Origin of the sequence: Emticicia sp. CRIBPO, from assembly GCF_009905725.1 — a bacterium.
Lineage (GTDB): Bacteria > Bacteroidota > Bacteroidia > Cytophagales > Spirosomataceae > Leadbetterella.
The window spans coordinates 17,490-43,696 of sequence record NZ_JAAAKV010000014.1 but is presented as its reverse complement, the minus strand read 5'-3'; the positions used below and the strand labels follow the sequence as shown (position 1 = coordinate 43,696).

Here is a 26,207-nt window from a genome sequence, read left to right as displayed (position 1 = left end):
TGACAAGTTATTGGAATTACAAAATCAGGATTACATTTACGACAGGGTTTATATGTCTGAAAAAAATAAAAATATAACGGAAAACAATCTTTCCATAACGGAATTGAAAGGTGGTAAAGGTATTTCTGGTAATGAGATTGTTATTCCGCCCGTCCCACCCCAAAAGACCGGAGGGGGTGACGGAGGCAACTCAGGCGGAAAGCTGCCGGAGCTGATCAACAGTCAGGTGGATGAAGTACTCAACCGCCCTCCCTCCTGGCTCATCCGCTGGGGAACGACGGTCTTTTTCCTGGCTTTCCTGATCCTGATAGGTATCACCTGGTTTGTTCAGTATCCGGATCTTGTGAATGGCCCTGTCAAAGTGGTAGCCAACAACCTGCCTAAAACGGTCAATAGCAAAACAGAGGGTCAGCTTATCCGTCTCTTTGTCAAAGAAGGAAAGCAAGTCAGCCAGGGTGATATCCTGGCCTATCTGGAGAGTACTGCCAGCCACGAAGAGGTAATGGGCCTTGAAAAACACATCAATCTCCTCATCAATTATTCAGCAGCGGGTCAGATCGACGAAATCTATGGTTTTTCTATCCCTCAATTCTTTAAACTGGGTGAACTTCAGAAACCCTATCAGGCTTTCCAGGAAGCCTTTACAAGATCTCAGGCTGCTGTCGCAGGAGGCATCTACTCCCGTAAAAAAGGTACCATAGGCAATGAAATCAGCACGCTGAAGCGGCTTAATCAGAATACACTTGACCAGCTCTCTCTGCAAGAAAAAGACCTGGCCATGGCCCTGGAAGAAGCCCAGAGCCAGCAGCGGTTAAGCGAAAAAGGATTTGTATCCAACCAGGAGGCTAAAAATGCCATGAGCAGGTATCTCAATAAAAAACAGGCTTTTGAGCAAGCCAAAAGTGCGGTGGACAATAACCACATCAGCCAGATCCAGAAACAACAGGAAGTCATTGAACTGGAAAAGAATATCACTGATCAGAAAAGTGGCTTGTTACAGTCTCTGAACACCTTAAAAAGTGACATTGAGGCCTGGAAACAACGTTATGTAGCCACAGCTCCTGCTACGGGGAAGATCAACTTCCTGACCAGTCTGCAGGAGAATCAGATGATCAAATCAGGACAGGAGCTGATGTATATCCTGCCTGAGGGCTCGGGCTACTACGGAGAAATGCATGTAGGGCAGTATAACTTCGGAAAAGTAAGAACAGGGCAGGAAGTGATCGTTAAATTCCAAAGCTATCCTTTCCAGGAGATTGGTACTGTCAAAGGGCAGATTGCTTTTATCTCAGATCTTCCGAAAGATTCTACCTACCTGGTTAAAGTTTCTTTTCCTGAGGGTTTGGTTACTTCTTCTAAAAAGCAGCTCCCATTCAGAAACGGGATGACGGCCTCAGGAGAGATCATTACTGAAAACCTTCGGCTGATGGAAAAGTTCTTTTATGACATCCGTAAATCCATGAAAAGGTAATGAAATGGCCATTATTGATTTTCTGCTGCCTTGTTTTGAGCTCCGTCAAAGCCCAGCAGAGCTATTCTTTGCAGGATTGCATCGAACTGGCCTTCAAAAACAACCTGGAGTTAAAAGGGCAGGAATTAAACATTCAACAAGCTGAAAATACCCTCAGGCAATCAAAAAATGCTGTTTATCCTTCGGCCAGCGGCAGTTTTTCACATGGGCTCAACTTCGGGAGAAGTATTGACCCTTTTACCAACAGCTTTGTTCAGCGGTCTATTTCATCCAATTCGTTCGGACTTAGTTCCAACTGGACCCTCTTTAACGGCTTTTCGACCCGCAATCAGATTGAGCAAAATAAAACCAATCTCCAATCTGAATACTATGCGAGTCAAAAAAACAAAAGGGAACTGAAAATCAAAATCACACTGGCTTATATGCAGGTTCTGATGAACCAAGAGCTTTATAGCATCGCCCTTGAGCAGGAAAATGCATTGGCAAGGCAGTTAGAAGTCATTAAAGAAACTGTAAAAGAGGGTTTGAAGGCCAAAACCAACATCATTGATTTTGAAGCTCAGCTGGCTGCCAGTGCCTTTGATGCCTTGACTGCCAGAAACAACATTACCCTCTCTAAACTTGCCCTGGTACAGATACTTGGCCTTTCCAACTCCTTAAACTTTGAGGTAGAGAATATGACGTTTAATAATACCGGATTTAACGAAAATCTCCGAAATGATATCCTGACGGGTCTTGACCACCAACCCGCTTTAAAAGCAGCCGAACTAAAGGTAAAAAGTGCCGTGGCAGGCATAAAAATAGCTACCGCTGCCAGATACCCTACTGTTTCCATTAACGGAGGCCTGGGTTCTGCCTATTCCAGTGCGGCAGCTTCTGAATTCAATTATTTTAACCAGTTGAATTATAACTTCAATCAATATCTGAGGCTGGGAATCAACTTCCCGGTCTACACCAACGGGCAAACCCGGGGCAGGATCAAAGCAGCTGAAATAACTCACAAAGTCCTGGAAAATCAATATGGTCAACAGCTTCAGCAGCTCAGCACGGAAGTGGAACAAGCTTTTCTTTCCACCAGGATGGCTTATGAAAAACTTTCCGGTGCCGGTCTCAACTTAAAAGCACAGCAGCTGGCTTTTGAATCCGCCAGCGAAAGATTTAATGAAGGGCTCTTAAACAGCACCGAACTCAATACTTTCAGAACCAACCTCGAAAAAGCAAAATCAAATCTCATCCAGGTCCAGTATGAATTCCAGTTTAGAAAAAGGGTGTTGGAAGTGTATAAGGAATGAGCCTACTCCCTCTTCCGGCTGTCGCTAATGATGGAGTAGCCGATCAGCCGCTCCGTGCGGGCTGTGGGTGGTTGGTGATAGATGAAAAACTCGTAGGCATTTTCGGTATCAGAGTGATTGCCTTCGAAAAAGCTTTCATCAGCTACTTCTTTTATTTCATCCAGCAGTACGTACTTGTAGTCATATACGCCTTGCTTCAGAAACAACATGGCCTGGTATTCTCCGGCTTGCTCTGCATAATGCATCAGATAATTATCACTCAGCTGCCAGTTACTCAGCTGGCCATTGATAAAGACTTTCTTGCTTTGCCCCAGGTTCTCATGCTTTAATCTGAACAATACTTTGACATAATCTGAAGAAATATCCGGTGAATTGGCGTCAATGTTGGTGATCATAAAACGGCCGTCCAGGTCCTGGGTTTCCAGGTAAGCCCTCCTGCTGTTATCTGACTGAGGGGACAAGATGATTTCATCTACCTTGCCGTTATTGACTCTTTGTACATAATTACCTCTTGAGTAAGTGCTTCGGATATCAAAAAAACGGAATTCAGAACCACCCGGAAAAGTATTCTCATTAGAAAAGAACCTGTAGTTTAATTCAAAGGCTCCGGCATTCATCGCATTTTTAGCGTCGAGCATCACCACTTTATCGTCCCGGTAGTTTTGCCTCACCACAATCCTGAATTCACTTTTAGGGTCACGAAGCGGATAATCTTTAAAATTGAGCTTCAACCCTACCTGCTGATGGGTTCTCCATAATACAGGGTCCTGGGCAGGGGCTACACTGGGAGAAATGCCCACCCGTGATTCAAACACCCTGAAACGTTTTTGAATCACCATACGGCCATTCAGCCCGCCTTCCATTACCTGGACTATAAAGTTACCCGAAATCCTGGTCCTGGGTAACCTGAATGTATAATGATAATACGGAACTTTCGTACTTTGGGATACTTCGTAATTGTTGATAAAAAACTCGTTGTAATCACTGAGATATTCGAGGTCTCTGAGACCTGACTGTTTCCAGTCCAGACCACAATGAACAATCTTTACCGTAAATGATTGGTAAGAGGCCCTCAGATCGTCAAACTCCAGCACAAGCGGGGTGTTGCCTTCCAGGCTGATGATCGCAGGATTAAGGACTTTTCTCTGATAATCCAGGTTTCCGGAGTAAGGATAAAGCATGACGGTTTTCAACTCATCTTCATTCACCCGGTCGGTGAGTTCGTCCTGGGCCGCGGCGTCAGATAAATAAATGGTAAAGAATACCAGCAGTGCAGACAGGAGGATTATTTTCTTTCTGATGAACGGTTGAATTAAAACTGCTTTAAAAATCATATATCGGATATCATTAAAGGTCATTTTAATTCAACGGATCGCCATCATTATAATTGTTACATTTCTTCGAGACACATCATCTTCTCTTCCCAAACCTGGTTGGCCGTCTGAATTTCTTCCTTGATACGGGCATAGGCAGCATTAGATTTCTTCAGGGCCTCCGGGTTATTAAAAACCTTTTCTTCAGCCAGTTCTGCTTCAATGTCCGCTTTTTTCTTTTCCAGTTCAGAGATATTCTGTTCCAGTTCTTCTATTTCTTTTTCCAGTTTTTTTACGTTCACGCCGGAAGCGGGGCTTTTCTCAACAGGACGTGTTTCAGCAGCCGGTTTCGAGGGCTTATCCTCTTTCTTAGGGGAGGATCCCATATCAAGTGTGCGACCGGTTTCTTCAAGCCAGATCAAAAACTCATCATATCCTCCCGGGAATTGCTTAATCTCCGAGTCTTCAATGTACCACACTTTGTTAGATACCTGGCTGATAAAGTGTCTGTCGTGAGATACAATCACATAAGTACCTTCATATTGATCAAGGGCCTGAACAAGGATATTCACCGACTGCATGTCAAGGTGGTTGGTAGGCTCATCGAGCAACAGGAAGTTGGCTTCTGATATCAGGATTTTGGCCAGAGCTACCCTTGATTTTTCGCCTCCTGAGAGGACTTTTATCTTTTTGAACACATCTTCACCGCCAAACAGGAAACAACCCAGTACAGACCTTAATTCGGTCTCAGATTTGGTTGAATCTGCGTATTTCAACTCCTCCAGGATAGGTTCTTCCATGTGAAGCGACTCCAGCTGGTGCTGAGCATAGAAAGAGAATTTGACATTATGTCCCAATTTCCTCTCCCCCTTCATTTTTTCGTCTCCTGAAATGATCCTGAGCAAAGTCGACTTTCCTTTACCATTGGCACCGATCAGAACGATCTTATCGCCTCTTTCAATAGTGGCCGTGGTATTTTCAAGAATAACCTTTTCACCGTAAGCTTTAGATATATTATCCAGTTCCATGACATTTCTGCCCGGCTGGGTACCGAATTTAAACTTAAAGTGTACTTTGGCCGACTCATCAATGACATCATCAATAAGCTCCAGCTTATTCAAAGCCTTTACCCTTGATTGTACCTGTCTTGATTTCGAGGCTTTGGCCTTAAATCTTTCTATAAAACGTTCGGTTTGTCTGATCTGAGCCTGCTGATTCTCGTAAGCTCCTTTTTGAATCTCACTTCTCATGGCCTTTTCTTCCACATAGAAAGAATAGTTGCCTGAATACTGAGTAAGCTTGTTGTTGGCAACTTCCACAATCGACGAACAAACATTATCCAGGAATTCACGGTCGTGAGAAACTACCACCACAGCATTCTCGTACGAACTGATATATTTTTCAACCCACTGGATTGACGGTAAGTCAAGGTGGTTGGTAGGCTCATCCAGAAGCAAAATGGCAGGTTTTTGTAATAAAAGCTTCGCCAGCATTACACGCATTCTCCAGCCTCCCGAAAACTCCCTGAGTGGTTTCTCCAGTTCCCAGGTTTTAAAACCCAGACCTTCCAGAATCTCCTCTGCCTTCGACTGAATGGTATATCCTCCCAAATGATCAAATTCTTCCTGCAATCTGCCCAGCGTATCTACCAGTTCATCTTTATAATCGGTTTCCATTTCATGCAAAACCTCATCTATCTGTTGCTGAAGCTCCAGTTCTCTTTCAAAAGCCTGCATAGCCACCAGAAGAATAGAGTCGTCAGTCTGGTAAGAAAGCAAGTCCTGGTTAAGAAAACCGATGGTACACCCGCCCGCTTTGGTAATTGAACCTGCGTCCGGCTGATACTCCCCGACGATTAATCTCAAAAGGGTTGATTTCCCCTTCCCGTTTAAGCCGATAAGTCCGATTTTATCCTTTGGTTTAATCTGTAAGCTGGCATCTTCAAAAATAGCCCTTCCACCAAAATAAAAAGATAAATTATTGATTGTTAACATCTATAAAATAATAAGTACGAAGTTCAGGGTCAAAAAAGATTCAGGCAGCTTGGGTCCCGAATTCCTGATAGTAAACCTATGGCTTCAGATTGAAAAATAAAACACTGCAAAATTAGTAAATATTTCACTTATTGAAACAAAAAGGGCTACCATCTTACGATGATAACCCTTTAATATTAATACTTAAGTATTATAAAATCCAATAAATCAGTATCCTGTGTTCTGAACCAATTTCTTATTGGTATCAACTTCACGCTGAGGAATCGGGAATACCAATCTCGGAGAATTGTAAGCCACACCACCGATGGTCGCTTTCAATCTCTTAAGATCATGTACCTGAACACCTTCGAAAGCCAGCTCTAACTTCCTTTCTTTCAATATCTGAGCTAAAGAAACTGTCGCAAGACTTGCCAGACCGGATCTGTTACGGATCCTGTTAACATCAGCCAGAGGAGTTGCTCCCGTGGTGGTTCCAAGTCTGAAATTAGCTTCCGCACGGGTCAGATACATCTCAGCCAATCTTACTACCGGAACGTTTCCGAAGGTATCAAGATGTTTCTGAGTGTAGTTGTTGTTGTTTGCTCTCAGGAAGAACGCTCCCCTGGCATCACCCGGCTCATACGAATCAATGTGCGACTGAAGAATTCTGATGTCACCACGACCTGACGTACCAGGAATTGATCCGACAGTAACTCCATAGTAAGTATTCATGTCGTTTGTACCATCCTGAGGTGTTACCACCATAGAGAAGATGTACTCAGCAGGGCTTGATCCGCCATTGTCAAGATAAGTATAAAACAATGATCCGAAATCCGGAGCCAATGTGTTGGCATTGGAAGTGATCACCGCATTGGCAGCATCTCTGGCAGCTGCGTAGTTACCTTGTTGCAGGTATACTCTCGACAAAATAGCATTGGCTGCTCCTTTTGTAGCATAAATGGTATTCGAAGCAGGCAACAAGCTGGCAGCCGAAGTAAGGTCAGCGATTACCTGGGTATAAACTTCAGCTACACTGTTTCTGGCCTTGTAGTCAGCATCTGTGATACCCCTTGTAGGTGTCAGGATCAAAGGTACACCGGCATTGGTTGCATTATCGCCATCACCCCAGGTTTTAGCATACATACGTACCAGTTCAAAATACAAAGCTCCTCTGATAAACTTGGCTTCACCTTCAAAACGGCTTCTCTTGTTTTCGTCCACCTTATCCAGGGCAGAGAGTACGTTATTGGCTCTGTTAATAGCCACATAGGTATCTCTCCAGGTTGCAGTAGCAGTAGCGTTTCCCGTAGTCAATTGCTTGTCAGCAATTTCAAGTAAATTCTGGAAAGTACCACCAAAACGAACATCATTGTCGTTTCCGTACAAGTCACCTACATACTGAAAAGCTCCGCCGTAAACGTCCACATCCTGTAATCCGTCATAACAACCGATCAGGGTAACTTCAACGTCTCTTGAAGTAGCAAGTGCCGTTTTCTCATCAATAGTTTGAGTTGGAGATACGTCTAGCTTACTGGCACATCCCGTAGCCAGAAAAAGACCTGTTGCTACCAACGCAGAGTATAAATATCTATTTTTTTTCATGATAATCTCTTTTAATTTGAAACAATTGTTATACTTAGAATCCAAGGTTTAAACCAACGATAAATGAACGTGGCTGAGGTGGTGTATAAAAATCATTTCCAATTGCAAAGTTCGACGTAAAGTCATCAGAGTTAACCTCCGGATCCCATAAAGGATAAGAAGTGAATGTAGCCAGGTTCATTCCTGAAACATATATTCTCAATTTCTCAATTTTCATTTTGCTGGTCAAAGCCTTAGGAAGCGTATAACCTAAAGTGGCTGTTCTCAATCTCACGAATGAACCATCCACAATATAACGGCTTGAAGCCTGGTTTCCGTTACCTCTGTAGAACCTTGCTTCAGGTACATTGGTATTAGGATTTTCAGGAGTCCAGGCGTTCATCTGATCTGCAGTCTGGTTATCTTCATAAATACCATTCGCCGATGAATACTGACCAATACCGTAGATATTGATATCATTACCTGCCACACCGTTAAAGAACACACTCAGGTCAATGCCTTTGTAAGAGAAATTGTTGGTAATACCACCGATAAATTTAGGGTTCGGATTACCTACCACCACTCTTTCAGTACTGTTATAACCTGCGTTAGTCACAGTAGATCTGTCGATAGTTCCATCCGGGCTCTTGGTATTTTTGTAGAAAAGAGCATCGCCGTTAGCCGGGTTAACACCAGCATACTCACGGGTATAGAACACACCGATAGCTTCACCTTCCATTACACGGTTCATGCTTCTTACTCCACCTTCGATGATCTGTCCGTCGATATCAGTTACTTTGTTTTTGTTGGTTGAGAAGTTCAGCGTAGTATTCCACTTGAAATCTCCGACAAGGTTTTGAGTATTCAATACAAATTCAAAACCTTTGTTCTCCAGTTTTCCGACGTTTTTAACCTGGGTACTGAATCCCGAAGTAGCCGGAATATTCACGTTCAGCAACAAACCGCTGGTTTTTTTCTCATAATAGTCAATTTCACCATTGATCCTGTTCTTAAAGAATCCAAAGTCAATTCCGATATCCGCCTGGGCTGTAGTTTCCCATTTCAAATCAGGGTTACCGATTTGTGCGGGTCTCTGGCCTGCAGTTCCTGCATATCCGGCATCACCCTGGAACAATCCCAACTGAGGGAAATCACCGATTTCAGCATTTCCAACCAGACCATAGCTACCTCTCAGTTTCAGGAAGCTGAAAGTGCTGTTATCCTTAAGGAACCCTTCTTCAGAAATTACCCAACCCACTGAAGCAGCAGGGAAGAAACCATATCTGGCGTTAGAACCAAAACGTGACGATCCGTCGATACGGCCACTGGCAGAGAACAGGTATTTGTCAGCAAATTTGTAGTTGGCACGCAGGAAGTAAGATAAGAATCTGAAATTGGTTTCAGATGAAGATCCGTCATTCTTGGTAGCTGCACTCGCAATTTTCTGATATGAATCAGAAGGGAACTGGATACCAGACACATAATTTCTTTTGGTCTGAGATTCCTGGTATGACATACCTAAAACGGCACTGATTCCATGCACTCCAAGCGTCTTATCATAAGAGAAGAAGTTGTTAGTGTTATAGTTAGTCACAAAAGTACCGTAGTTAACACCATTACCACTTGTGGCATCAGAGTTATTTCTGACGTTCTGACTTTGCCAGTAACCTTCTTCGTTCTGGTTAAGTAAGTCAATACCTAATTCAGATCTGAAAAGTAAACCCGGCAATAATTTTACCTGAGCATATGCATTACTAAGGTTTCTGTAACCTGTAGAAGTATATTTTGCGTAATTGATAGCAATGATCGGGTTAAAGTACAACGGCAAACTTGCATCTCCCGGAGGAGTACCTGTAGGCAAGCCTGTTTCTTTATCCGTAAAAGGCGTCAATGGCGTCAAAGCCGACATCTGTAGCGGGTTTGAGAAAGCATTATCACCAGGAAGACGACGGTTGAATGATCTTGTCAGGTTCATTGAAAGACCCACATTCAGCCAGTTGGTAGCTTTGTGATCAAGATTCAAACGACCGGACATACGGTTAAGGCTGTTACCGATGATAGTACCTGTCTGATCATAGTATTGTCCTGAAATGAAAAATTTAGTTTTCTCATTTCCACCATTCATCTGGAAATCAGCCTGCTGTAATCCACCTTGCTGAAAAGCCTGGTCCTGCCAGTCATAATCTCCCTGATCAGGAGTACCATAAGTACCCATACTGTAATATTCAAGGAATCCGCCCGGGCCGAACATATACTGAGTATATGAATCAGGATCACTGGTGTCATAACCTGAAATTCTGTCTCTGTTGGCAGTAGCTTGTTTGTAGAAATCAATGAATTGCTGTGCATTCAAAAACGCCACTCTTTTTGTAGCTTCAGAAACACCGGTCTGGTAGTTAAATGAAATATTGGTTTTACCCGATCCACCTCTTTTAGTGGTAATAAGTACCACACCATTGGCAGCTCTTGAGCCGTAAATTGCACCGGCAGAAGCATCTTTCAATATTTCTATTGATTCAATATCATTAGGGTTTAAGTCTACCAAAGGGTTGGTGTTACCACCGTAGTTACCTAAATCACCTGTAGTAACAGGCATACCATCTACCACATACAAAGGCTCACTGCTTGCACTGATCGAAGAGTTACCACGCACACGTACTGTAACAGCCTGTCCCAGTTTACCTGAGCCACTGTTTACATACACACCGGCAGCTTTACCCTGAAGAGCAGCATCCACACTCGGAGTAGGCATATTTTCAATGTCCTTGCCTTTCACCTGAGCGATATTACCGGTTAATTCTCTTTTGATCTGAGAACCGAAACCTGTTACAACAACTTCACTTAAAGTTTTCACATCAGATTCCAATGCAATGTCAATCTGGGTTCTGTTACCTACCACAGTTTCAAAAGTTTTAAATCCGATAAATGTAAACTCCAATGTAGAAGTACCTGAAGCAACAATGGTGTAATTTCCATCCGCATTAGTCTGCGTTCCCGTATTCGTCCCCTTTACCTGAACAGTTACGCCAGGTAGTCCCGATCCATCATCTGCAGATGTTACTTTGCCTTTGATTGTGGTCTGTGCGAAAGACACAATCATCGAAAATACTAACACTGTTGACAGAAGTAATTTTCCTTTCATGCACAAAATATTTAGGTTAATAAAAATTGATAAAGCGTAAATTTAACGTAATTGACAAAAAAACCAATGGAGTTCCAAAAATTAAAGGATAAAATTCATCTTTTGATAAAAATCACAACATTTATCTTTAAAAAGCAAACTCCATTCCTTAAAATTCACAAATCCTGAAAGTCAAAGCCAATTAAAAACTTCACATAAATATAATCACAATAACTATTATTCACCAGAAGCATGCTTATTTAAAATACAAGGTCTGACAAAATAACCCAAACTACAGATTATTGTAATAAGCAAAGATCTTCACCAGCTCTTCTTCATTTTTAGGATTAAGTCCTTCCTTTTTTATGAAGCCTTCCACTTCTGCCGACTTGTCTTTAAGCAATTCGACAATACTCTTCTTGTCTGCTTTCATTTTCTTCGGTGAAGCAACATCGCCGGTATAATAATAGGTATTGGTATTAATTATCTTCTGAGCTTTGGTAGTTCCGTAAGGCCTGTCCTCAATGATTGATTTGGCAGTGCCCTTCCATAGAGGGACTTTCCCATTAGTCAGCAACTCGTAAAAATTCCCATCCACACTTCTGAAGAAATAACGGGAGAATTCACCCAACTTGAAAGAAAAAGATACAACCGGAGCATTAAAAAATTTACTTTCCCCGTCTTTGGTGTCAATAAATACGACTTTTTTTGCAAGTATGTCATATTTAATATCCATATTTTCAAATTTCCTTCCGGATGCCATAATCACGTCTCCTTTACGGAAATCGTCTTCCAGATAAGGAGATCCCTTAACATCTATATAGGCCTGGCCGCTGAGGGGAATACCACCAATACCGTCATTAGAAAGGGCTATCTGTCCGGAGGAAACATGACAGATAAAAAATAACGCCACCAGGGATTTAAAAAATAGGTTCATAGCTTTTTCTTATACATAAAGATAACAATCTGTTAATCAGGAAATCCAAAAATAAAGAAAAAAAATTTACAGACTGATCAGAAATTGCAAATTCTCATTAAAAATTATCTCCGTCGTCCATTATTCATAAACGGCCGGACCGGTAAAAGTAGTTTCAATACAACGTTTCAATGCTTCCTGATCTGCTGTACCCAGGAACACCACTTTATTTTTACCCCCTTTCTGATAACCGACTTCTACTGCTTTCCGGCCCTGTATATTGTATAACATTCCCCTGTACAAAAATCTTATGCCAAACCCCGCATACCACGGCGTCTCTGTTGATTTAACATAATTTACCCTGTCCGGAGATATTTTGATCCTGATCAGTCCAATTCCATAAATAACATAAATCTTCTTTTCATCTACGGCAATCGTGAGCTGATAAAAATTAAGAAAACAGAATCCAAAAAAGGGTATAAAAAACAGGAGTGGGTCTGAAGGGCCTTTGCCTTCCTGCATCAGCAATACATAAGAAGTAATCATCCGGATCAGAATAAATCCAAAAATGGCAATAACAAGCCAGCCGGTTTGGGTTCTGTTGTATTTCATGATAATATAAGTAACAATCCAGCTCTTTCAATTCAATAGAAAGATAATAAAAATGGCTGCCCTAACCAAGTTAAAGCAGCCATTTTTTTAACAGATATTAATTTTCTTATTTATTAATACCCGGATTGGTTTGTTGCTCAGTAATAGGAATACCGTAGATATACCTTGCATCAGAGCTATTGATAGTGGCACCTGCACCAAAAGAAACAATAGATTCGCCTCTTCTCAGGATATCATTAGATCTGAAACCTTCCGCAAAAAGCTCAATACGTCTTTCAGTAAGAATAGCCTTGATCAAAGCCGCTTTGTCCAATGTACCGAAGTCATAAGTAGCATCCGAACGAAGGTGAACCGCTTTCAACAAAGCAAGTGCACGGTCGGCACTACCAGCTTCAGCTTCAGCTTCAGCAAGGTTCAACAACACTTCAGCGTAACGGATCATAGGCACAAAATCGATATAAGGAGAAACACCACTGAACTTAGTTGACGAAGGGTTAGCCGCCACAGAAGTAGTAGCAACAGTCATTTTAGCTTTACGGTCATCGCCAAGTCTCCACTGTGGGTTAGCATAGATACCCGTTGCACCGGTATTGATAGTATACTCTACATTACCTGCGTTGAAATAATAACCTAACTGGTTTTGAGTACCAGGGGCATTGGTTTCAGCCATTGGGAAAGAGAAAATCGACTCATTGGCAGTGTATGGCGATCTGAATACCGAAACCACATCAGTTGACAAAGAATGAGGTGCTCTTGCAGCAGCCACACTTGCAGAAGTGAAAGGAGCAGTTTTAGAAACAATTTTATCAGCTTCAGCGATCACTTTAGCGTAATCCTTCTTAGCCAACAAAACTCTCGTTTTCAAAGCGATAGCTGTATTCTTGTGAGCTCTTGTAGTACGAAGAAGCGGCGTAGAATACGTATCAGGTAAACCAGCTTCAGCTTCATCAAGATCTTTAAGAATCTGAGCATAAACCTCAGCTACAGTGCTTCTTGCCAATTCGTTACCAGCATTCGTCACTTCACCTTTCAATCTCAAAGGTAAACCTTTTGAAGCTCCGTTATCAAGCACGTAAGGCTTTGCAAAGATCTGAACCAATGAGAAGTAAGTAAGGGCTCTTAAAAACTTAGCCTCACCTTTATAGTTAGCAGCAAGCGTTGCATCAATTTTACTCGCATTCGCATCAACTCCTTCGAGGAACAAGTTGATTCTGTTGATAGTCAGGTAACCCTGGTTCCAGAACGCAGCGATGTAAGTATCAGACGGATCCTGGTTACCCTGGTAAGTAGAATACCCTGTAACACTGTTGGTAGTACGGTTAACCCATTCTTCAGCACGGATGTCGTTATAAATCTGATAACGACCGCCGAAAAGGCTACCATTTTTTGCTGATGAGTATAAACCGTTTACCTGAGAAAGTACCCTGGCAGGTGTAGCAAATACAGTTGCATCAGACAAATCAAGCTCAGGAACTGCCTCTAGGAAATCTTTATCACAAGAGGAAATGCTCATCACAAAAGCCAGTGACAACGCACTTATCTTTAGTTTGCTTATTTTATTTAATATTTTCATAAGAATCTTAAACATTTAAAATTATAGTCCTAGGTTTAAACCAAAAGTAAACTGTCTTCCCTGAGGGATTGAGTTACGCTCAATACCAGAAGCAAGGTTAGAATCACCGTTAGTTGAGATCTCAGGATCCGAACCGGTATATTTGGTAAGAAGGAATGCGTTGTTAATTGACGTATAAACCCTGATTGAAGTGATGCCTGATTTACCAAAAACAGAAGCCGGGATACGGTATCCTAATGTAGCGGTCTGCAATCTTAAGAAGTCACCTTTTTCAAGGTTGGCATCAATAAGGAATGAAGAACCGTTTGAAACGTTGTCACCATAGACAGCTCTAGGAATATCTGTGATATCTCCAACTTTTTTCCAAGAATTCAACACGTCTACAGAGTTGTTCCAAACACGCTGATCTCTCAAACCTGCTTTACTACCGTTGTAGATGTAGTTACCACCTGAGTAAGTAAAGTTAAGAGCAAGGTCAAAGCCTTTGTATTTGAAATTGTTGTTAAATCCACCATACCATGTAGGAAGAGTGTTTCCAAGAATCACAGCTTCGCCTGAAGGTGAAGTAGTAGGAGTTCCGTCAAGGAAAGTCCATGCATTAGCACCACCTAAGTGAAGGTACTGTACTTCTTTACCATCTTTTCTTACAAAAATACGTCTACCGTTCTGAGGGTTAACACCGTTTGTTTTCACACCGTAAACCTGAGAAGCAGAGTATCCCACTTTAGTGATACTGGTAGTTTCAAGTCCTGATGTTGTTTGCAAAATAGGTGTGTTGTCATCTACAAGAGATGTTACCATGTTCTTGTTGGTAGAGAAGTTGATGTTCGTTGACCAGGTAAACCCACCTTTGTTGATAGGCACCGCAGTTATCGCAAATTCCCATCCTCTGTTATACATTGAACCAACGTTGGCAAGGATTGTATTACCCGGAATACCTTTAGAAGGAGCCTGAGGAACGTTAAGAACCATGTTATCGATGTCCTTATTGTAGTAATTAGCTTCAAGCGTAATACGATCGTTCAGGAAGCTTACATCCAAACCAATGTTGGTTTGTGAACTAGTTTCCCATTTAAGATCCTTGTTACCAGCCTGGTTAAAAGCCAATGTAGGAGCAGCACCGTAAAGGCTTGATGCAAATGTAGAATAAGAACCGTATGCATTGGATAGGTTACCATTACCTACTTTACCCCAGCTCGCTTTCAAACGAAGAGAAGATATTTTATTACCCAAAGCAAGGTTTTTGAAGAATTCTTCCTCAGAGATGGTCCATCCGGCAGAAACACCACCGAAGTTACCCCAACGGTTGTCAGTAGAAAGAGCAGAGTTTCCGTCTCTTCTGTAGTTACCGCTGATGAAATATTTCCCGCCATAGTTATAACTTACACTACCCAGATAAGCTTCATAAGCCACTTGAGAGATACCGTTACCAGCTGCAAGGTTGGTACCGAAGTTACCCTGGAAATCTGTAAAGAAGAAGTCAGCTAAAGTCTGACGTTCCGCTCCCCAGTTTGTAGTTCTTCTCTTTTGAGCATCTGAACCTACAACCAATGAAACATTGTGTTTTTCAGCAAATGTTTTTGAGTATTGTAAAGTATTGATCCAGTTCCAGTTATCAGAACGGGTTGTTCTGTTATAGGCATCTCCTGAAGTTGACCATCCGTCACCACTGTAAGGGTTCCAGAAACGGATATCTTCAGTGTTTCTTCTGTCCCAAGAATAAGTAGTTTTGAAAGTCAATCCTTCATATAACTTAAGTTCAGCACCTAAATTAGAGATGATACGATTGGTTTCAGAAATGTTTTTATCAAGATCCCTTACAGTTGCAGGGTTAGGGAACTGAGCAGGCAACAAGTTGTTTTTACGGCCTACTGTGTTGTTCTCCAAATTATAACTTCCGTCTTCGTTATAAGCAGGAACGTTAGGAACCTGAGCTACCGCGATACGTCCAAGACCTGAAGTTGAAAATGCACCACCCGGGTTAGAACCACTGTTAGGGGCTTTGTTTGTCGAATTAGTGTAGTTTACGTTGGCAGTAAACTTCAACCATTTTGTAGCTTCATGATCCATGTTAAATCTACCTGATCTACGTTGGAAACTGTTGTTTCTCAGGAAACCATCCTGATCAGAGAAACCGGCAGAGAAATAGTAGCTGGTTTTGTCTGTACCACCTGTTACTGTAAGGTTATGGTTTTGAGAGAACGCAGTCTGATAAACTTCTTTGTACCAGTCAGTATCCACCAATGATCCGTCAGCATTGTAGCTTGGAAGGAACGATTGATTTTTGTCATTACGCTGAGCTGCAGTTACAGCATTTGGATTCAACAATAAAGCATTGGCAATAGCCGCATTTTTGTGATCCATGTATTGTTGTGCATTCAACACGTCCGGCAAACGAACGGCGTTGCTTACACCTGCCCAGCTATCGATAGACACTTTCGCCTTGCCTTGCTTTCCACGCTTGGTGGTAATCAACAAAACACCGGCAGCAGCACGCGAACCGTAGATCGCAGAAGATGCCGCATCTTTCAAAACGTCGATTGATTCGATATCAGATGGGTTAATGTCACCAAGAGGGTTGTTGGTAGACGCGTTACCTGAAATGTTATCAGTTGCAACAGGAATACCATCAATAACTACTAATGGGAATGAACTCAAAGACAATGAACTCAAACCACGCACACGAATAACCGGAGGGTTATTCAACAAACCGTTAGGCTGTGTAATCGCTACACCGGCCGCCTGACCTGTTAAACCCTGCGAGAAACTTTGCACAGGTCTTTCAGCGATAGAAGTCGCTTTGATGGTCGACGCCGCACCTGTAAATTCTGTTCTCTTTTGGGTTGCGTAACCTGTTACTACAACCTCCGACAAAGATTTAAGGTCAGATGTCAGAGAAACATTAATGATAGAACTGTTACCTACTGTAACCTCCTTCGTTTCCATCCCCACAAAACTGAAGACAAGGACCTGGCCTGAAGACGCCTCGATGGAATAATTTCCGTCTGCGTTGGCCTGAGTTCCTTTTGAAGTACCTTTAATTTGTACAGATACACCCGGAATGGCTGTACCGTCGTCTGCTGATGATACCTTACCGCTGATTTTGTTTTGACCGTAGGATAGGATTGTCAAAGAAACCAACAGCATGGTTAGAAATAGACTCTTTCTCATGCAATGATTAAGTTTAAGTTAATATTAAATTCATGCGAAAATAACAAAAAAAAACCTTTGCACAATGTATGAGCTAAAAAAACAAAAATAATATTGAGTGGGCTAATTGATTGAATCTTAAGGTCTAATTAAAATTAAATATATCCATTTCGGATTTTAATAGAATAATGTGCTGATACGGGTACAACTATTTGAATAATCCAAAATAAGATTCCATTTCTCTCTCTGACAATTATTCACAAAAAAAGGCCCGATATATACCGGGCCTCTCTGAATCAGTGCTAAATACTATGATTAATACTTATAAACTTTTTTAGACACTTTAGAATTACCACTTGAAATAATTACATTATAAACTCCTTCAGTGTAGTTCTTGATATCGATATTCAATTCTGCTGAATCAAAGTTAAAATTCTTGTCCAAAACAACTCTGTTGCTCTTGTCAAGGATCAGCACCTTACCTGTTTTACCTACCAGGTCAGAAGGAATTTTGATGTTCACAAAATCAGCCGTAGGATTTGGATACAAGCTCACAGATTCGTTACTTAAAACACTGCTTGTAGACACCGTTGCTCCGGCTTTAAGGTCAGCAATTTTCGAATAAGGAGAAGAACCTTTAGGGTTAACAGCTTTCACACGATATTTGTAAGACGCATTAGCTGCAACGTTTTCATCTGTGAAAGTCAGTATGTTTCTGCCAAGTGTGGCAATAGAAACATAAGTAGTTCCATTATCAGAAGATTTCTCCACCACAATGTTTTCTTCTCTGTATGAGTCATCATACCATGTCAAAACTACTTTACCGCTTACAAGTCTTGCTTTAAGACCGTATGGAGCTGCAGGAGCAATGGTATAATCAGGAATATGAGACAATACAGGAGACGGATCAGAGATTCCAAAATCATTTATCGATCTCACTCTGTAGTAGTATCTTACACCCTCCTCAACCGGAGTATGAATATATTTAACCAACGCAAAGTCAATATTGAACGCTCTTCTTCCGATTTCTTTGAAAGTAACGTTGTCACTGCTTGATTCTACTGCAAACAAATACTCATCTCTTGCATTATCTTCCCACGTAAGGTTAGTCACCGTGTTTTTAAGAGCATCAAGACCAGAAGTTGCCAAAAGTCCAGATGGAGCATACGGAGGTCCAAGCGTTGTATCACGACCACCTGCCTGATTTGAATTCAAACCTCTGTCACTCAGCGAAAACACTCTGAAATCAACAATATCTTTAGGTTTCAAACCCGTAAGTACTACCGAGTTCGCAGTTGGATTAAGAATTCCGAATACTTTATACTCAGTTTCAGTACTTAACTTATACAGTACATAGTTTGATTGTCTTGTATTTGATTTACAACCGGCATCAGTATCAGGATTATTCCATTTAATGGTAAGTGACGTAGTGGTTTTTAAAGCCTTGTCAGATCTCACGTTTTCAGGAACAGGAGGGGCAGTGTAAGGGATAACTTCGATCTTCGCAGGAGCAGAAATTACGCCATTAGGAGAAGACTCATTAAAAGCTATAACCCTGTACCACATTGTTTTACCTGCTTGTACATCATTATCGTGAGTAAGGTTTTCATTAGCTCTCGCAGTGTATACATTCTGGAAACCAGCGTTGTCATACGATCTCTGAACTACAAACGACGTGATATCTTCCTGCCTGTCAACAGTCCAGGCAACACCTACGAAAGCAGGACAGTTGTTGGTAAAGGAAACAACCGGAGCGGCAGCTGGAAGAACTTTGGTAATTTTACTTGCAATATTTGATGAAGGACCATAAAACTCACCGGCACCCGCATCTCTGAAAGGTTTCACCTGAAACTGGTAAAAAGTTTTAGCATTCAGACTAATGATAGTCTTGAAATACTGATTTCCAGCTCCGCTTACAGATTCAGACTTAAGAACCTTTACTTCATAAGGAGTCAGTCCTGCTCCCATTACTGTAATAATATAACCTGACTCATCAACGTTACCATCATGCCATGTCAATCCGACAGCAGAAGATGTAACTTGATTGTCAACAATACTCAAATCTACAGAATTGGTAAGCTGAGCAAGGTAAGTAACATTAGCAGATGCTGTGGAATACACAGAATTGTCTACCGGAGCAGCAGCAATAGCCTTAACTTTAAATGAATAAACTTTACCTACTGTGAGTGGGTGTGTCGGATCTGTGGCTACTAAAGTGTAAGTTCTGACAGCAGGACCTACTACAGAAATAACTGTCGGGCTGGCAACAGCATCCTGGGTTACTTCAATTTCAAACCCTGTTGCTGAGCCTGTAAAGGTCCAGTCAATTTTAATTTCGTTTTGAAGTGCATTAGACACAATAGGCTGTTCAGCTTTTGTTATTACAGGAGCTGTGAGCGGAACAAATAACCCAGAGTTTTTCTTATTGCCAGCAAAACTGACCAGCGTTAAGAGAGCAAGAAAACTCGTAAGTAAAAAATTTCTTTTCATAATAGTATATTTAAGATTTAATATGGGTAACAGTTTATGTAATCGTAAATATAGAGCATTTTCTTTCTCCCAAAAAATTTTTATCAGAAATTTAAGACATAATATTATTTTACGGTCAGTAAACTTACGAATTGCTCAGTTTGACAAACAGGTCTGCGGTTTGCCTGGCTTCTGCCACATCATGAACCCGCAAAATACTTGCCCCTTGTGTCAATGCGAACATATTTAGGGCTGTCGTTGCGTTCAGGGATTCCTCAGGGGCTGAATTAAAAAATCTGTAAATCATTGATTTTCTGGACAAACCAGCCAGGACCGGAAGGTCGAAAATCTCAAATAACCTTAAATGTTTCAATAAACTGTAGTTCTGATCCAGGGTCTTCGAGAAACCAAATCCCGGATCGATAATCAGATCGCTTACCCCCATTTTATAGAGACGGCTGACTTTATACTGCAACTCCCGGCATACCTCTGTTAAGAAATTGTTGTACTGAATGTGGTTCTGCATTTCTGAAGGTTTTCCTCTCATATGCATTAATATATACGGAACTTTATTTTCTGAAATTACATCGAACATCCGCTCATCCAGATCTCCGCCGGAAACATCATTAATAATATCAGCCCCTTCCTTAATACAGGCCTCTGCCACATCGGCCCTGAATGTATCAACGGAAACCAGCAAATCCGGAAACCGGGCTTTTAAAAGACGTACCGCAGGAACAACCCTGGCTTTTTCTTCAGTAGCACTGACCTCCTTAGCTCCCGGACGGGTAGAGTAACCTCCTATGTCCAGAATGCCAGCCCCTGCCCTCACCATCTCAGCAGCTTTTTCAAGAAACAGACTCTCATTATCCATAAACCGGCTCCCCTCAAAGAAAGAATCCGGGGTAATGTTGAGAATGCCCATAACCACAGGATGTGATAAATCGAGAATTCTTCCCTGTATGTTCAAGCTTTTTTTCATAGATTTGCAAAAAAACAAAAAAGTTTCTATTTTTCGACTAATGAATAGTACTGAACAGGAGTATTCTCATATTATTTCACTTTGCTTTGACATTTTCACCAAAAAGAACCAGGATTATGGTACTTCCTGGAAAATTTTGCGTTTACCTTCTATCACTGACCAGATTTTTATCAAAGCCCAGAGAATAAGGACCATTCAGGACAATGGATTTTCAAGAGTGGATGAGGGGCAAATACCGGAATTTATCGGTATCATTAATTACTGCGTAATGGCCCTGATTCAGATCAGTCAGAACGAAGCAAAAAAAGACAACAGTTCGAATGCCGATATTTCGTCGGCTTATCAGCAGCAGATAAAAGAAATAAAAGAACTGCTTTTTAACAAAAATCATGATTACGGTGAAGCCTGGAGAGATATGCGGGTGAGTTCAATGACCGACATCATTCTCATGAAATTATTCAGGATTAAACAGATAGAAGACAACGAGGGTGTCACTATTATATCGGAAGGCGTAAAGTCAGGATATCAGGATATTGTGAATTATGCCGTTTTTTGCCTTATAAAACTTCAGCAGGTTCAAAATCAGCAACAATAAATCTCACCAGATTAAAATAGTTTATGAGCGTTAATAAAATGACTCATTCACAAACCGTTTTACAAAAGACATGAAAATAATAGCAAACATTGCGAGAATATTAGTTGGTATAGAATTTATCTTTTCGGGTTTTGTCAAAGTTGTTGATCCATACGGAACCGGACTGAAACTTCAGGAATACTTTGAGGTCTTTGCAGGTGACGTTCCGGCTCTTTCTCAGCTTTTTGAATTCCTCGCTTCACAGTCACAAACGCTCTCACTGGTTTTTTGTGCTTCTGAACTGATCCTGGGAGTAGCTTTACTGTTTAATTTCAAGGTTTCCAAAGTTATCTGGATTGTACTGGGCCTCATGGTCTTCTTTACTTTCCTTACTTTCTATTCGGCATTCTTTAATAAAGTGACTGATTGCGGATGTTTTGGTGATTTCCTCAAACTGAAACCGTGGGATTCATTTACCAAAGACATCATCAGCCTTTTTGTGATCCTGATCATTTTTGCCTACCGGAAGAACTTCAAAGACTCGAGTTTAGGAACGCCGATGACCCTCATCGCCACCATCCTTGCTTTTGGTATCGGTATTTATGGTCTGACCTATCTCCCTATCCTGGATTTCTTACCTTATGCGGCCGGGAAAAGCATTCCTGACCAGATGAAGCCGACGGGAGTCAAGCCTGAACTGAATTACAAATTCCTGGATAAGTCTAAAAATGAAGAAATTGAAAGTGCCGAGTATCTCATGGATACTTTAAAATATAAGTACCTGAGCTCAGAAATCCTGAATGAAGAACTGCTGCGTTCTAAAATTACGGACTTTGCCATTACAGACACTGCAGGTAATGACCTGACTACAACCGCTTTTGAAGGCAAAAAACTGCTCCTTATATTCAAATATATCGATGGTATCGACGAAAACGAATTATCGAGGATGATCACGACATCAAAAAAAGTGTCGAAAAAAGGTATTGAGCCTATGATTCTTACCTCGGTCGTGTTTCAGGATTTTGAAAAATTCCACAAAAAACATAAACTGTCGTTCCCTTATTTTGCGACAGATGAAAAGGTACTCAAGACTATGGCCCGAACAAATCCATGCCTCATTTTGTTAGAAAATGGCGTAGTGATCAAAAAATGGAGTATTAATAATATTCCAAGCAGCGAAAAAGTTTTAGACTTATTGACCAAAAAATAATTACAAACCAAAACAGCACTTACAGTAAAGGATGACGACTAATATTTTTATGTTGGGAATGCCCTCATCAGGTAAAAGTACACTCGGAAGACAATTGGCAAAAGAGCTCAACTACGAATTCATTGATCTGGATAAAAAAATTGAAGTTTCGGAAGGAAAAAAAATCAGCGAAATTTTCAGCCTCGAAGGAGAGGAATATTTTAGAAAAGTAGAGTCTGAACAGTTAAAAAAGATTGATAAAAATACGAAAGCTGTCATTGCTACAGGTGGTGGAACGCCCTGTTTTCATGACAATATGAAGTATATCAAAGAAAACGGCATAAGCGTATTTCTGGATGTGAGCCCCGAAAAACTTGAAGAGAGGATGAGGGCTTCAAAAAGGAATTACAGACCTCTGCACAACCTTGAGAGCGAAAATCTTCTTGACAAACTGAACAACACCTACAACGAGCGTGAGCGGTTCTTCAAAATGGCAGATATCGTGATCGAAGGTGATACAGATGCAAATACCATATTGTGGATTATTGATGCTCATTTTGCCAAAAACAAAGTCTGATCAATACAGAATTACACTATAAACAAAAAACACGATCTGAATCAGATCGTGTTTTTTGTTTATATCCTTATGTGAAAGATCACATATAATTCAGATCATTGTTAGGCTTGAGCTTGATCAGCTTCACCGCATTCAAAAGCTTGATAATCGAGTAGGTAGGATCAAATTCGTGCCATTTGATACCGAAATTAGCCCTGCCGCCAAATTTATGGTGGTTATTATGATAAGATTCACCCATCATCAATATATCCACAGGCAACAGGTTTCTTGCCGTATCGTCCACCTCAAAATTACGGTATCCGTATTTATGAGCATACCAGTTGATAATAACCCCGTGAACCGGCCCCATCAGGAAATGAATAGGCAGCAACAGGAACATCCACCAGTGCGTTGCAAACTGAATGTAAAACAAAGTATAAAGCACACCCCATCCTATTCTAGAAACCCATGAATCACCCAGACGTTCCATAAACGCCCAGTGAGGCACATTCTTCTTAAACTTAGCGGCGATGTTATCGTGCTTTTTAAGGATATTGGTATAATAATTTTTGGTCTTCCACATCATATCAAGCAAATTCTTCGAAAAACTCGGAGAGTGCGGATCTTCTTCGGTATCAGCGTGAGCATGGTGCAAGCGGTGCATAACTCCATAAGCATAAGGGCTTAGAAATGACGAACCCTGGAATATAAAAGTAAGCCAGTAGAAAAATTTCTCCATAAAAGGGCTCATGGTAAACATTTTGTGGGCAGCATACCTGTGTAGGAAGAATGTTTGTGCAAAAAGCGACAAATACCAGTGCGTAACAAAAAACAGAAGGATGATCATTAAATAGAAATTAAAAATAGTTGAAATTCTTATACAAAACTACTGTCGGAATTTCGGAAGAACTATGACCGATGTCAACAAATGCAGGTTTTATACTAAAATTGAATAATATTAATCTTAATCGTTGAATAAACGAACCTACGAAACATTAATTATAATTTTTCTCTGATGTACTCCCAATAGATTTATTAACAAACCTTAGCCTTAAATTGTTCATTTAACCTGAAAACGTGCCGTTTTAATTTAAGATCCTGCCACTTTAAACTCAGAAGTGGTATGGAACTCTATATCCGGATTATTTTCCTTATTCATTCTCAGAATCCAGTCGGTTTCGGCTAAGAATACAGGATTCTTATCTTTATCATAAGCGATAAAATGTCCTTTGAGACGGATAAACTCGTCCAGCTTAGCCTGGTCTTTACTGGTCAGCCAGCAAGCTTTCGAAAAAGGCCTGCCTTCGAAACGGCAACTCGCCCCGTACTCGTTCAGAAGCCTGTGCTGGATTACCTCAAACTGAAGCTCTCCCACTGTCCCGATGATTTTCCTGTTACCCGGCTGCATGGTAAATAATTGAGCCACGCCCTCCTCAGACAGTTGTTCAACTCCTTTTTCAAGCTGCTTGGTTTTCAACGGATCCGTATTGATGACCTCACGGAACAACTCCGGAGAGAAGCTCGGAATACCTGTGAACTGCATAATCTCCCCTTCTGTCAGCGTATCTCCGATTTTAAAGTTCCCGGTATCATACAAACCAACTACATCTCCGGGAAAACCTTCATCCACCACGTTTTTGGAATCGGCCATAAACATGTATGGGTTTGAAAACCTTACATCTTTGCCTGATCTCACGTGTTTATAGAACTTGCCTCTTTCAAATTTGCCTGAGCAAATCCTCAAAAAGGCGATCCTGTCGCGGTGCCTGGGGTCAATATTGGCGTGAATTTTAAAAACAAAACCACTGAATTTCTTCTCGTCAGGAAACACACGTCTTACATTCGTTTCTCTTGAAATAGGCAGCGGGCTGATTTCACAGAAAGAATCCAGAAGTTCTTTGATCCCAAAGTTATTCACAGCACTCCCGAAGAAAACAGGGGCTACTTCTCCTTTAAGATAATTCTCCTCGTTGAATTCATCGTAAACCCCGTTGATCAGTTCAATATCGTCCCTGAGTTGCTTTGCATCCTTCGCTCCCACACTCTTATCCAACTCCGGCGAATCCAGCGACAACTTTACCACATCATCTTCTATCCTGGTTTTATTCACCTTAAAGAAATTCATCTGGTGTTCAAGCAAGTGGTATACCCCCTTAAAGTCAGAACCCATGTTGACCGGCCAGGTGACCGGCCTTACCCTGATAGACAACTTCTGTTCCAGTTCGTCAAGCAGATCGAAAGGATCCTGTCCTTCCCTGTCCAGTTTATTAATAAAAACAATAACAGGCGTGTCTCTCATTCGGCAAACTTCCATCAGTCTTTCAGTTTGCTCCTCCACCCCTTTCACACAGTCAATCACGAGAATAACACTGTCAACAGCCGTCAGAGTACGGTAAGTATCTTCGGCAAAATCCTTGTGACCCGGTGTATCCAGGATATTTATTTTCTTTCCGGAATACTCAAAAGTCATAACAGAGGTAGCCACAGAAATTCCTCTCTGTTTCTCTATCTCCATGAAATCTGAAGTAGCCGTCTTTTTAATTTTATTGGATTTTACAGCTCCGGCTATCTGGATAGCTCCACCAAAGAGCAATAATTTCTCGGTAAGTGTGGTTTTACCGGCATCCGGGTGAGATATAATCGCAAATGTTCTTCTTTTCTCTAATTCTTTTTGAAATTCCATTAATACTTATGGTCTGTAAAACGATTTTGTCAGATAAACACCGGATTTCAGAAATACGAAAAGCCTGAAATTTAGCTAAACCGGTTTATTCTTTTGATAATAAGCCGCAAAGTTAAGCATATATTTGCATGGAGTAAATAAAAAATATAAAATGGAACCCGATTTAAAGTTTGAAGGGCTGATTGAACAGATTTTAGAAAAAAGTTATGGTATTCTGGATGACTTCCTGGACTCTTCTGAAGTCGACGACTTAAATAAAAGCTTCAATATCAGAACAGAAACCAATGCTTTCAAAAAAGCAGGCATCAGCAAGAATAATGAAATAGCCGCAGAAATAAGAGGGGATGAAATTTTCTGGCTGGATAATACCGAGGCATTTCCTGCAGAGATGAAATACCTCGAAAAAATTGAGTACCTGATCCGTTATCTGAATTTCACCTGTTACCTGGGCCTGTCTTCTTATGAGTTTCATTTCGCAAAATACCCGGTAGGTACATTTTATAAAAGACACCTCGACAGGTTCAGTAATGACTCCCGCAGAAAACTGTCTGTGGTATTCTATTTAAATGAAAACTGGACGGACGATCTCGGTGGCCAGCTCCGCATCTATACCACTGAAGGTCAGACAGATATCACACCGGCCGGAGGCAGGATCGTAGTATTTGAGAGCGACAAACTGGAACATGAAGTGCTTCCGGCCAGCCGTGAAAGAAAAAGCATAACAGGCTGGCTGAAAACCAGTTAAAACAAAC

18 protein-coding genes are annotated in these 26,207 nt (G+C 41.2%); 6 read left to right on the top strand and 12 right to left on the bottom strand.

Translation table 11 applies throughout. The features are described 5' to 3' along the window. Positions 1-10 precede the first annotated feature (10 nt). Positions 11-1,471, top strand: coding sequence for an HlyD family efflux transporter periplasmic adaptor subunit (locus tag GVN16_RS23290; RefSeq protein WP_229244329.1), 1,461 nt, complete (start codon positions 11-13; stop codon positions 1,469-1,471). Beyond that, positions 1,471-2,763, top strand: coding sequence for a TolC family protein (locus tag GVN16_RS23285; RefSeq protein ID WP_166566369.1), 1,293 nt, complete (start codon positions 1,471-1,473; stop codon positions 2,761-2,763). The genes GVN16_RS23290 and GVN16_RS23285 overlap by 1 nt, the downstream gene beginning before the upstream one ends. 2 nt (positions 2,764-2,765) lie before the next feature. On the opposite strand, the gene GVN16_RS23280 is transcribed toward GVN16_RS23285, so the two are convergent. The 10 genes from GVN16_RS23280 to folP form a co-directional block, all read right to left on the bottom strand. Continuing rightward, complete coding sequence (locus GVN16_RS23280) at positions 2,766-4,097, bottom strand: DUF5103 domain-containing protein (protein ID WP_166566368.1); 1,332 nt, start codon at positions 4,095-4,097, stop codon at positions 2,766-2,768. A 56-nt stretch (positions 4,098-4,153) separates the two neighbouring features. Next, on the bottom strand, positions 4,154-6,070 hold the full coding sequence (locus tag GVN16_RS23275; RefSeq protein WP_166566367.1) for an ABC-F family ATP-binding cassette domain-containing protein: 1,917 nt from the start codon (positions 6,068-6,070) through the stop codon (positions 4,154-4,156). 207 nt (positions 6,071-6,277) lie between these two features. Beyond that, the gene (locus GVN16_RS23270; protein WP_166566366.1) at positions 6,278-7,651 is read right to left on the bottom strand and encodes a RagB/SusD family nutrient uptake outer membrane protein; all 1,374 of its coding nucleotides are present in this window, start codon (positions 7,649-7,651) and stop codon (positions 6,278-6,280) included. Between the two features lie 34 nt (positions 7,652-7,685). Then, positions 7,686-10,772 carry a TonB-dependent receptor gene (locus GVN16_RS23265; RefSeq protein ID WP_166566365.1) on the bottom strand — a complete coding sequence of 1,029 codons (3,087 nt, stop codon included), beginning with the start codon at positions 10,770-10,772 and terminating at the stop codon, positions 7,686-7,688. 271 nt (positions 10,773-11,043) lie between these two features. After that, positions 11,044-11,688 carry a hypothetical protein gene (locus GVN16_RS23260; protein ID WP_166566364.1) on the bottom strand — a complete coding sequence of 215 codons (645 nt, stop codon included), beginning with the start codon at positions 11,686-11,688 and terminating at the stop codon, positions 11,044-11,046. Between the two features lie 120 nt (positions 11,689-11,808). Then, complete coding sequence (locus GVN16_RS23255; protein WP_166566363.1) at positions 11,809-12,279, bottom strand: hypothetical protein; 471 nt, start codon at positions 12,277-12,279, stop codon at positions 11,809-11,811. Positions 12,280-12,385: 106 nt separating this feature from the next. After that, entirely contained in the window at positions 12,386-13,852 is a 1,467-nt protein-coding gene (locus GVN16_RS23250) for a RagB/SusD family nutrient uptake outer membrane protein (protein ID WP_166566362.1), read from the bottom strand. 21 nt (positions 13,853-13,873) lie between these two features. Next, a complete protein-coding gene (locus GVN16_RS23245) occupies positions 13,874-17,023 on the bottom strand; it encodes a TonB-dependent receptor (RefSeq protein WP_166566361.1) in 3,150 nt (1,049 codons plus the stop codon). Between the two features lie 294 nt (positions 17,024-17,317). Next, positions 17,318-19,492, bottom strand: coding sequence for a T9SS type A sorting domain-containing protein (locus GVN16_RS23240; RefSeq protein WP_166566360.1), 2,175 nt, complete (start codon positions 19,490-19,492; stop codon positions 17,318-17,320). Positions 19,493-19,616: 124 nt separating this feature from the next. Further along, the gene (gene folP, locus GVN16_RS23235; RefSeq protein ID WP_166566359.1) at positions 19,617-20,453 is read right to left on the bottom strand and encodes a dihydropteroate synthase; all 837 of its coding nucleotides are present in this window, start codon (positions 20,451-20,453) and stop codon (positions 19,617-19,619) included. 40 nt (positions 20,454-20,493) lie between these two features. Between folP and GVN16_RS23230 the strand changes: the two genes are divergently transcribed. The 3 genes from GVN16_RS23230 to GVN16_RS23220 all read left to right on the top strand — a co-directional run bounded on the left by GVN16_RS23230 (position 20,494) and on the right by GVN16_RS23220 (position 22,793). Further along, positions 20,494-21,048, top strand: coding sequence for a DUF1599 domain-containing protein (locus tag GVN16_RS23230; RefSeq protein ID WP_166566358.1), 555 nt, complete (start codon positions 20,494-20,496; stop codon positions 21,046-21,048). A 70-nt stretch (positions 21,049-21,118) separates the two neighbouring features. Then, the gene (locus GVN16_RS23225) at positions 21,119-22,237 is read left to right on the top strand and encodes a BT_3928 family protein (RefSeq protein ID WP_166566357.1); all 1,119 of its coding nucleotides are present in this window, start codon (positions 21,119-21,121) and stop codon (positions 22,235-22,237) included. A 31-nt stretch (positions 22,238-22,268) separates the two neighbouring features. Next, positions 22,269-22,793 (top strand): shikimate kinase, encoded by a 525-nt coding sequence (locus GVN16_RS23220; RefSeq protein ID WP_166566356.1) that lies wholly within the window; start codon positions 22,269-22,271, stop codon positions 22,791-22,793. A gap of 79 nt (positions 22,794-22,872) precedes the next feature. Here the strand turns inward: GVN16_RS23220 and GVN16_RS23215 are convergent, their stop codons facing one another. Together GVN16_RS23215 and GVN16_RS23210 are read right to left on the bottom strand one after the other, a co-directional pair. Then, positions 22,873-23,619 carry an acyl-CoA desaturase gene (locus GVN16_RS23215; RefSeq protein WP_166566355.1) on the bottom strand — a complete coding sequence of 249 codons (747 nt, stop codon included), beginning with the start codon at positions 23,617-23,619 and terminating at the stop codon, positions 22,873-22,875. 243 nt (positions 23,620-23,862) lie between these two features. Beyond that, positions 23,863-25,455, bottom strand: coding sequence for a peptide chain release factor 3 (locus GVN16_RS23210; RefSeq protein WP_166566354.1), 1,593 nt, complete (start codon positions 25,453-25,455; stop codon positions 23,863-23,865). Between the two features lie 151 nt (positions 25,456-25,606). Here GVN16_RS23210 and GVN16_RS23205 point away from each other — a divergent pair, with 151 nt between their 5' ends. Beyond that, positions 25,607-26,200: a 2OG-Fe(II) oxygenase gene (locus tag GVN16_RS23205; protein WP_166566353.1), complete on the top strand. Its 594-nt coding sequence runs from the start codon at positions 25,607-25,609 to the stop codon at positions 26,198-26,200. The last annotated feature ends 7 nt before the right edge of the window (positions 26,201-26,207 follow it).

What these genes read in the sequence shown, in the direction of transcription:
- GVN16_RS23285 (WP_166566369.1), top strand. Translation starts at nt 1,471, where the DNA reads ATGAAATGGCCATTATTGATTTTCTGCTGCCTTGTTTTGAGCTCCGTC.
- GVN16_RS23280 (WP_166566368.1), bottom strand. Translation starts at nt 4,097, where the DNA reads ATGATTTTTAAAGCAGTTTTAATTCAACCGTTCATCAGAAAGAAAATA.
- GVN16_RS23275 (WP_166566367.1), bottom strand. Translation starts at nt 6,070, where the DNA reads ATGTTAACAATCAATAATTTATCTTTTTATTTTGGTGGAAGGGCTATT.
- GVN16_RS23270 (WP_166566366.1), bottom strand. Translation starts at nt 7,651, where the DNA reads ATGAAAAAAAATAGATATTTATACTCTGCGTTGGTAGCAACAGGTCTT.
- GVN16_RS23265 (WP_166566365.1), bottom strand. Translation starts at nt 10,772, where the DNA reads ATGAAAGGAAAATTACTTCTGTCAACAGTGTTAGTATTTTCGATGATT.
- GVN16_RS23260 (WP_166566364.1), bottom strand. Translation starts at nt 11,688, where the DNA reads ATGAACCTATTTTTTAAATCCCTGGTGGCGTTATTTTTTATCTGTCAT.
- GVN16_RS23255 (WP_166566363.1), bottom strand. Translation starts at nt 12,279, where the DNA reads ATGAAATACAACAGAACCCAAACCGGCTGGCTTGTTATTGCCATTTTT.
- GVN16_RS23250 (WP_166566362.1), bottom strand. Translation starts at nt 13,852, where the DNA reads ATGAAAATATTAAATAAAATAAGCAAACTAAAGATAAGTGCGTTGTCA.
- GVN16_RS23245 (WP_166566361.1), bottom strand. Translation starts at nt 17,023, where the DNA reads ATGAGAAAGAGTCTATTTCTAACCATGCTGTTGGTTTCTTTGACAATC.
- GVN16_RS23240 (WP_166566360.1), bottom strand. Translation starts at nt 19,492, where the DNA reads ATGAAAAGAAATTTTTTACTTACGAGTTTTCTTGCTCTCTTAACGCTG.
- folP (WP_166566359.1), bottom strand. Translation starts at nt 20,453, where the DNA reads ATGAAAAAAAGCTTGAACATACAGGGAAGAATTCTCGATTTATCACAT.
- GVN16_RS23230 (WP_166566358.1), top strand. Translation starts at nt 20,494, where the DNA reads ATGAATAGTACTGAACAGGAGTATTCTCATATTATTTCACTTTGCTTT.
- GVN16_RS23225 (WP_166566357.1), top strand. Translation starts at nt 21,119, where the DNA reads ATGAAAATAATAGCAAACATTGCGAGAATATTAGTTGGTATAGAATTT.
- GVN16_RS23220 (WP_166566356.1), top strand. Translation starts at nt 22,269, where the DNA reads ATGACGACTAATATTTTTATGTTGGGAATGCCCTCATCAGGTAAAAGT.
- GVN16_RS23215 (WP_166566355.1), bottom strand. Translation starts at nt 23,619, where the DNA reads ATGATCATCCTTCTGTTTTTTGTTACGCACTGGTATTTGTCGCTTTTT.
- GVN16_RS23210 (WP_166566354.1), bottom strand. Translation starts at nt 25,455, where the DNA reads ATGGAATTTCAAAAAGAATTAGAGAAAAGAAGAACATTTGCGATTATA.
- GVN16_RS23205 (WP_166566353.1), top strand. Translation starts at nt 25,607, where the DNA reads ATGGAACCCGATTTAAAGTTTGAAGGGCTGATTGAACAGATTTTAGAA.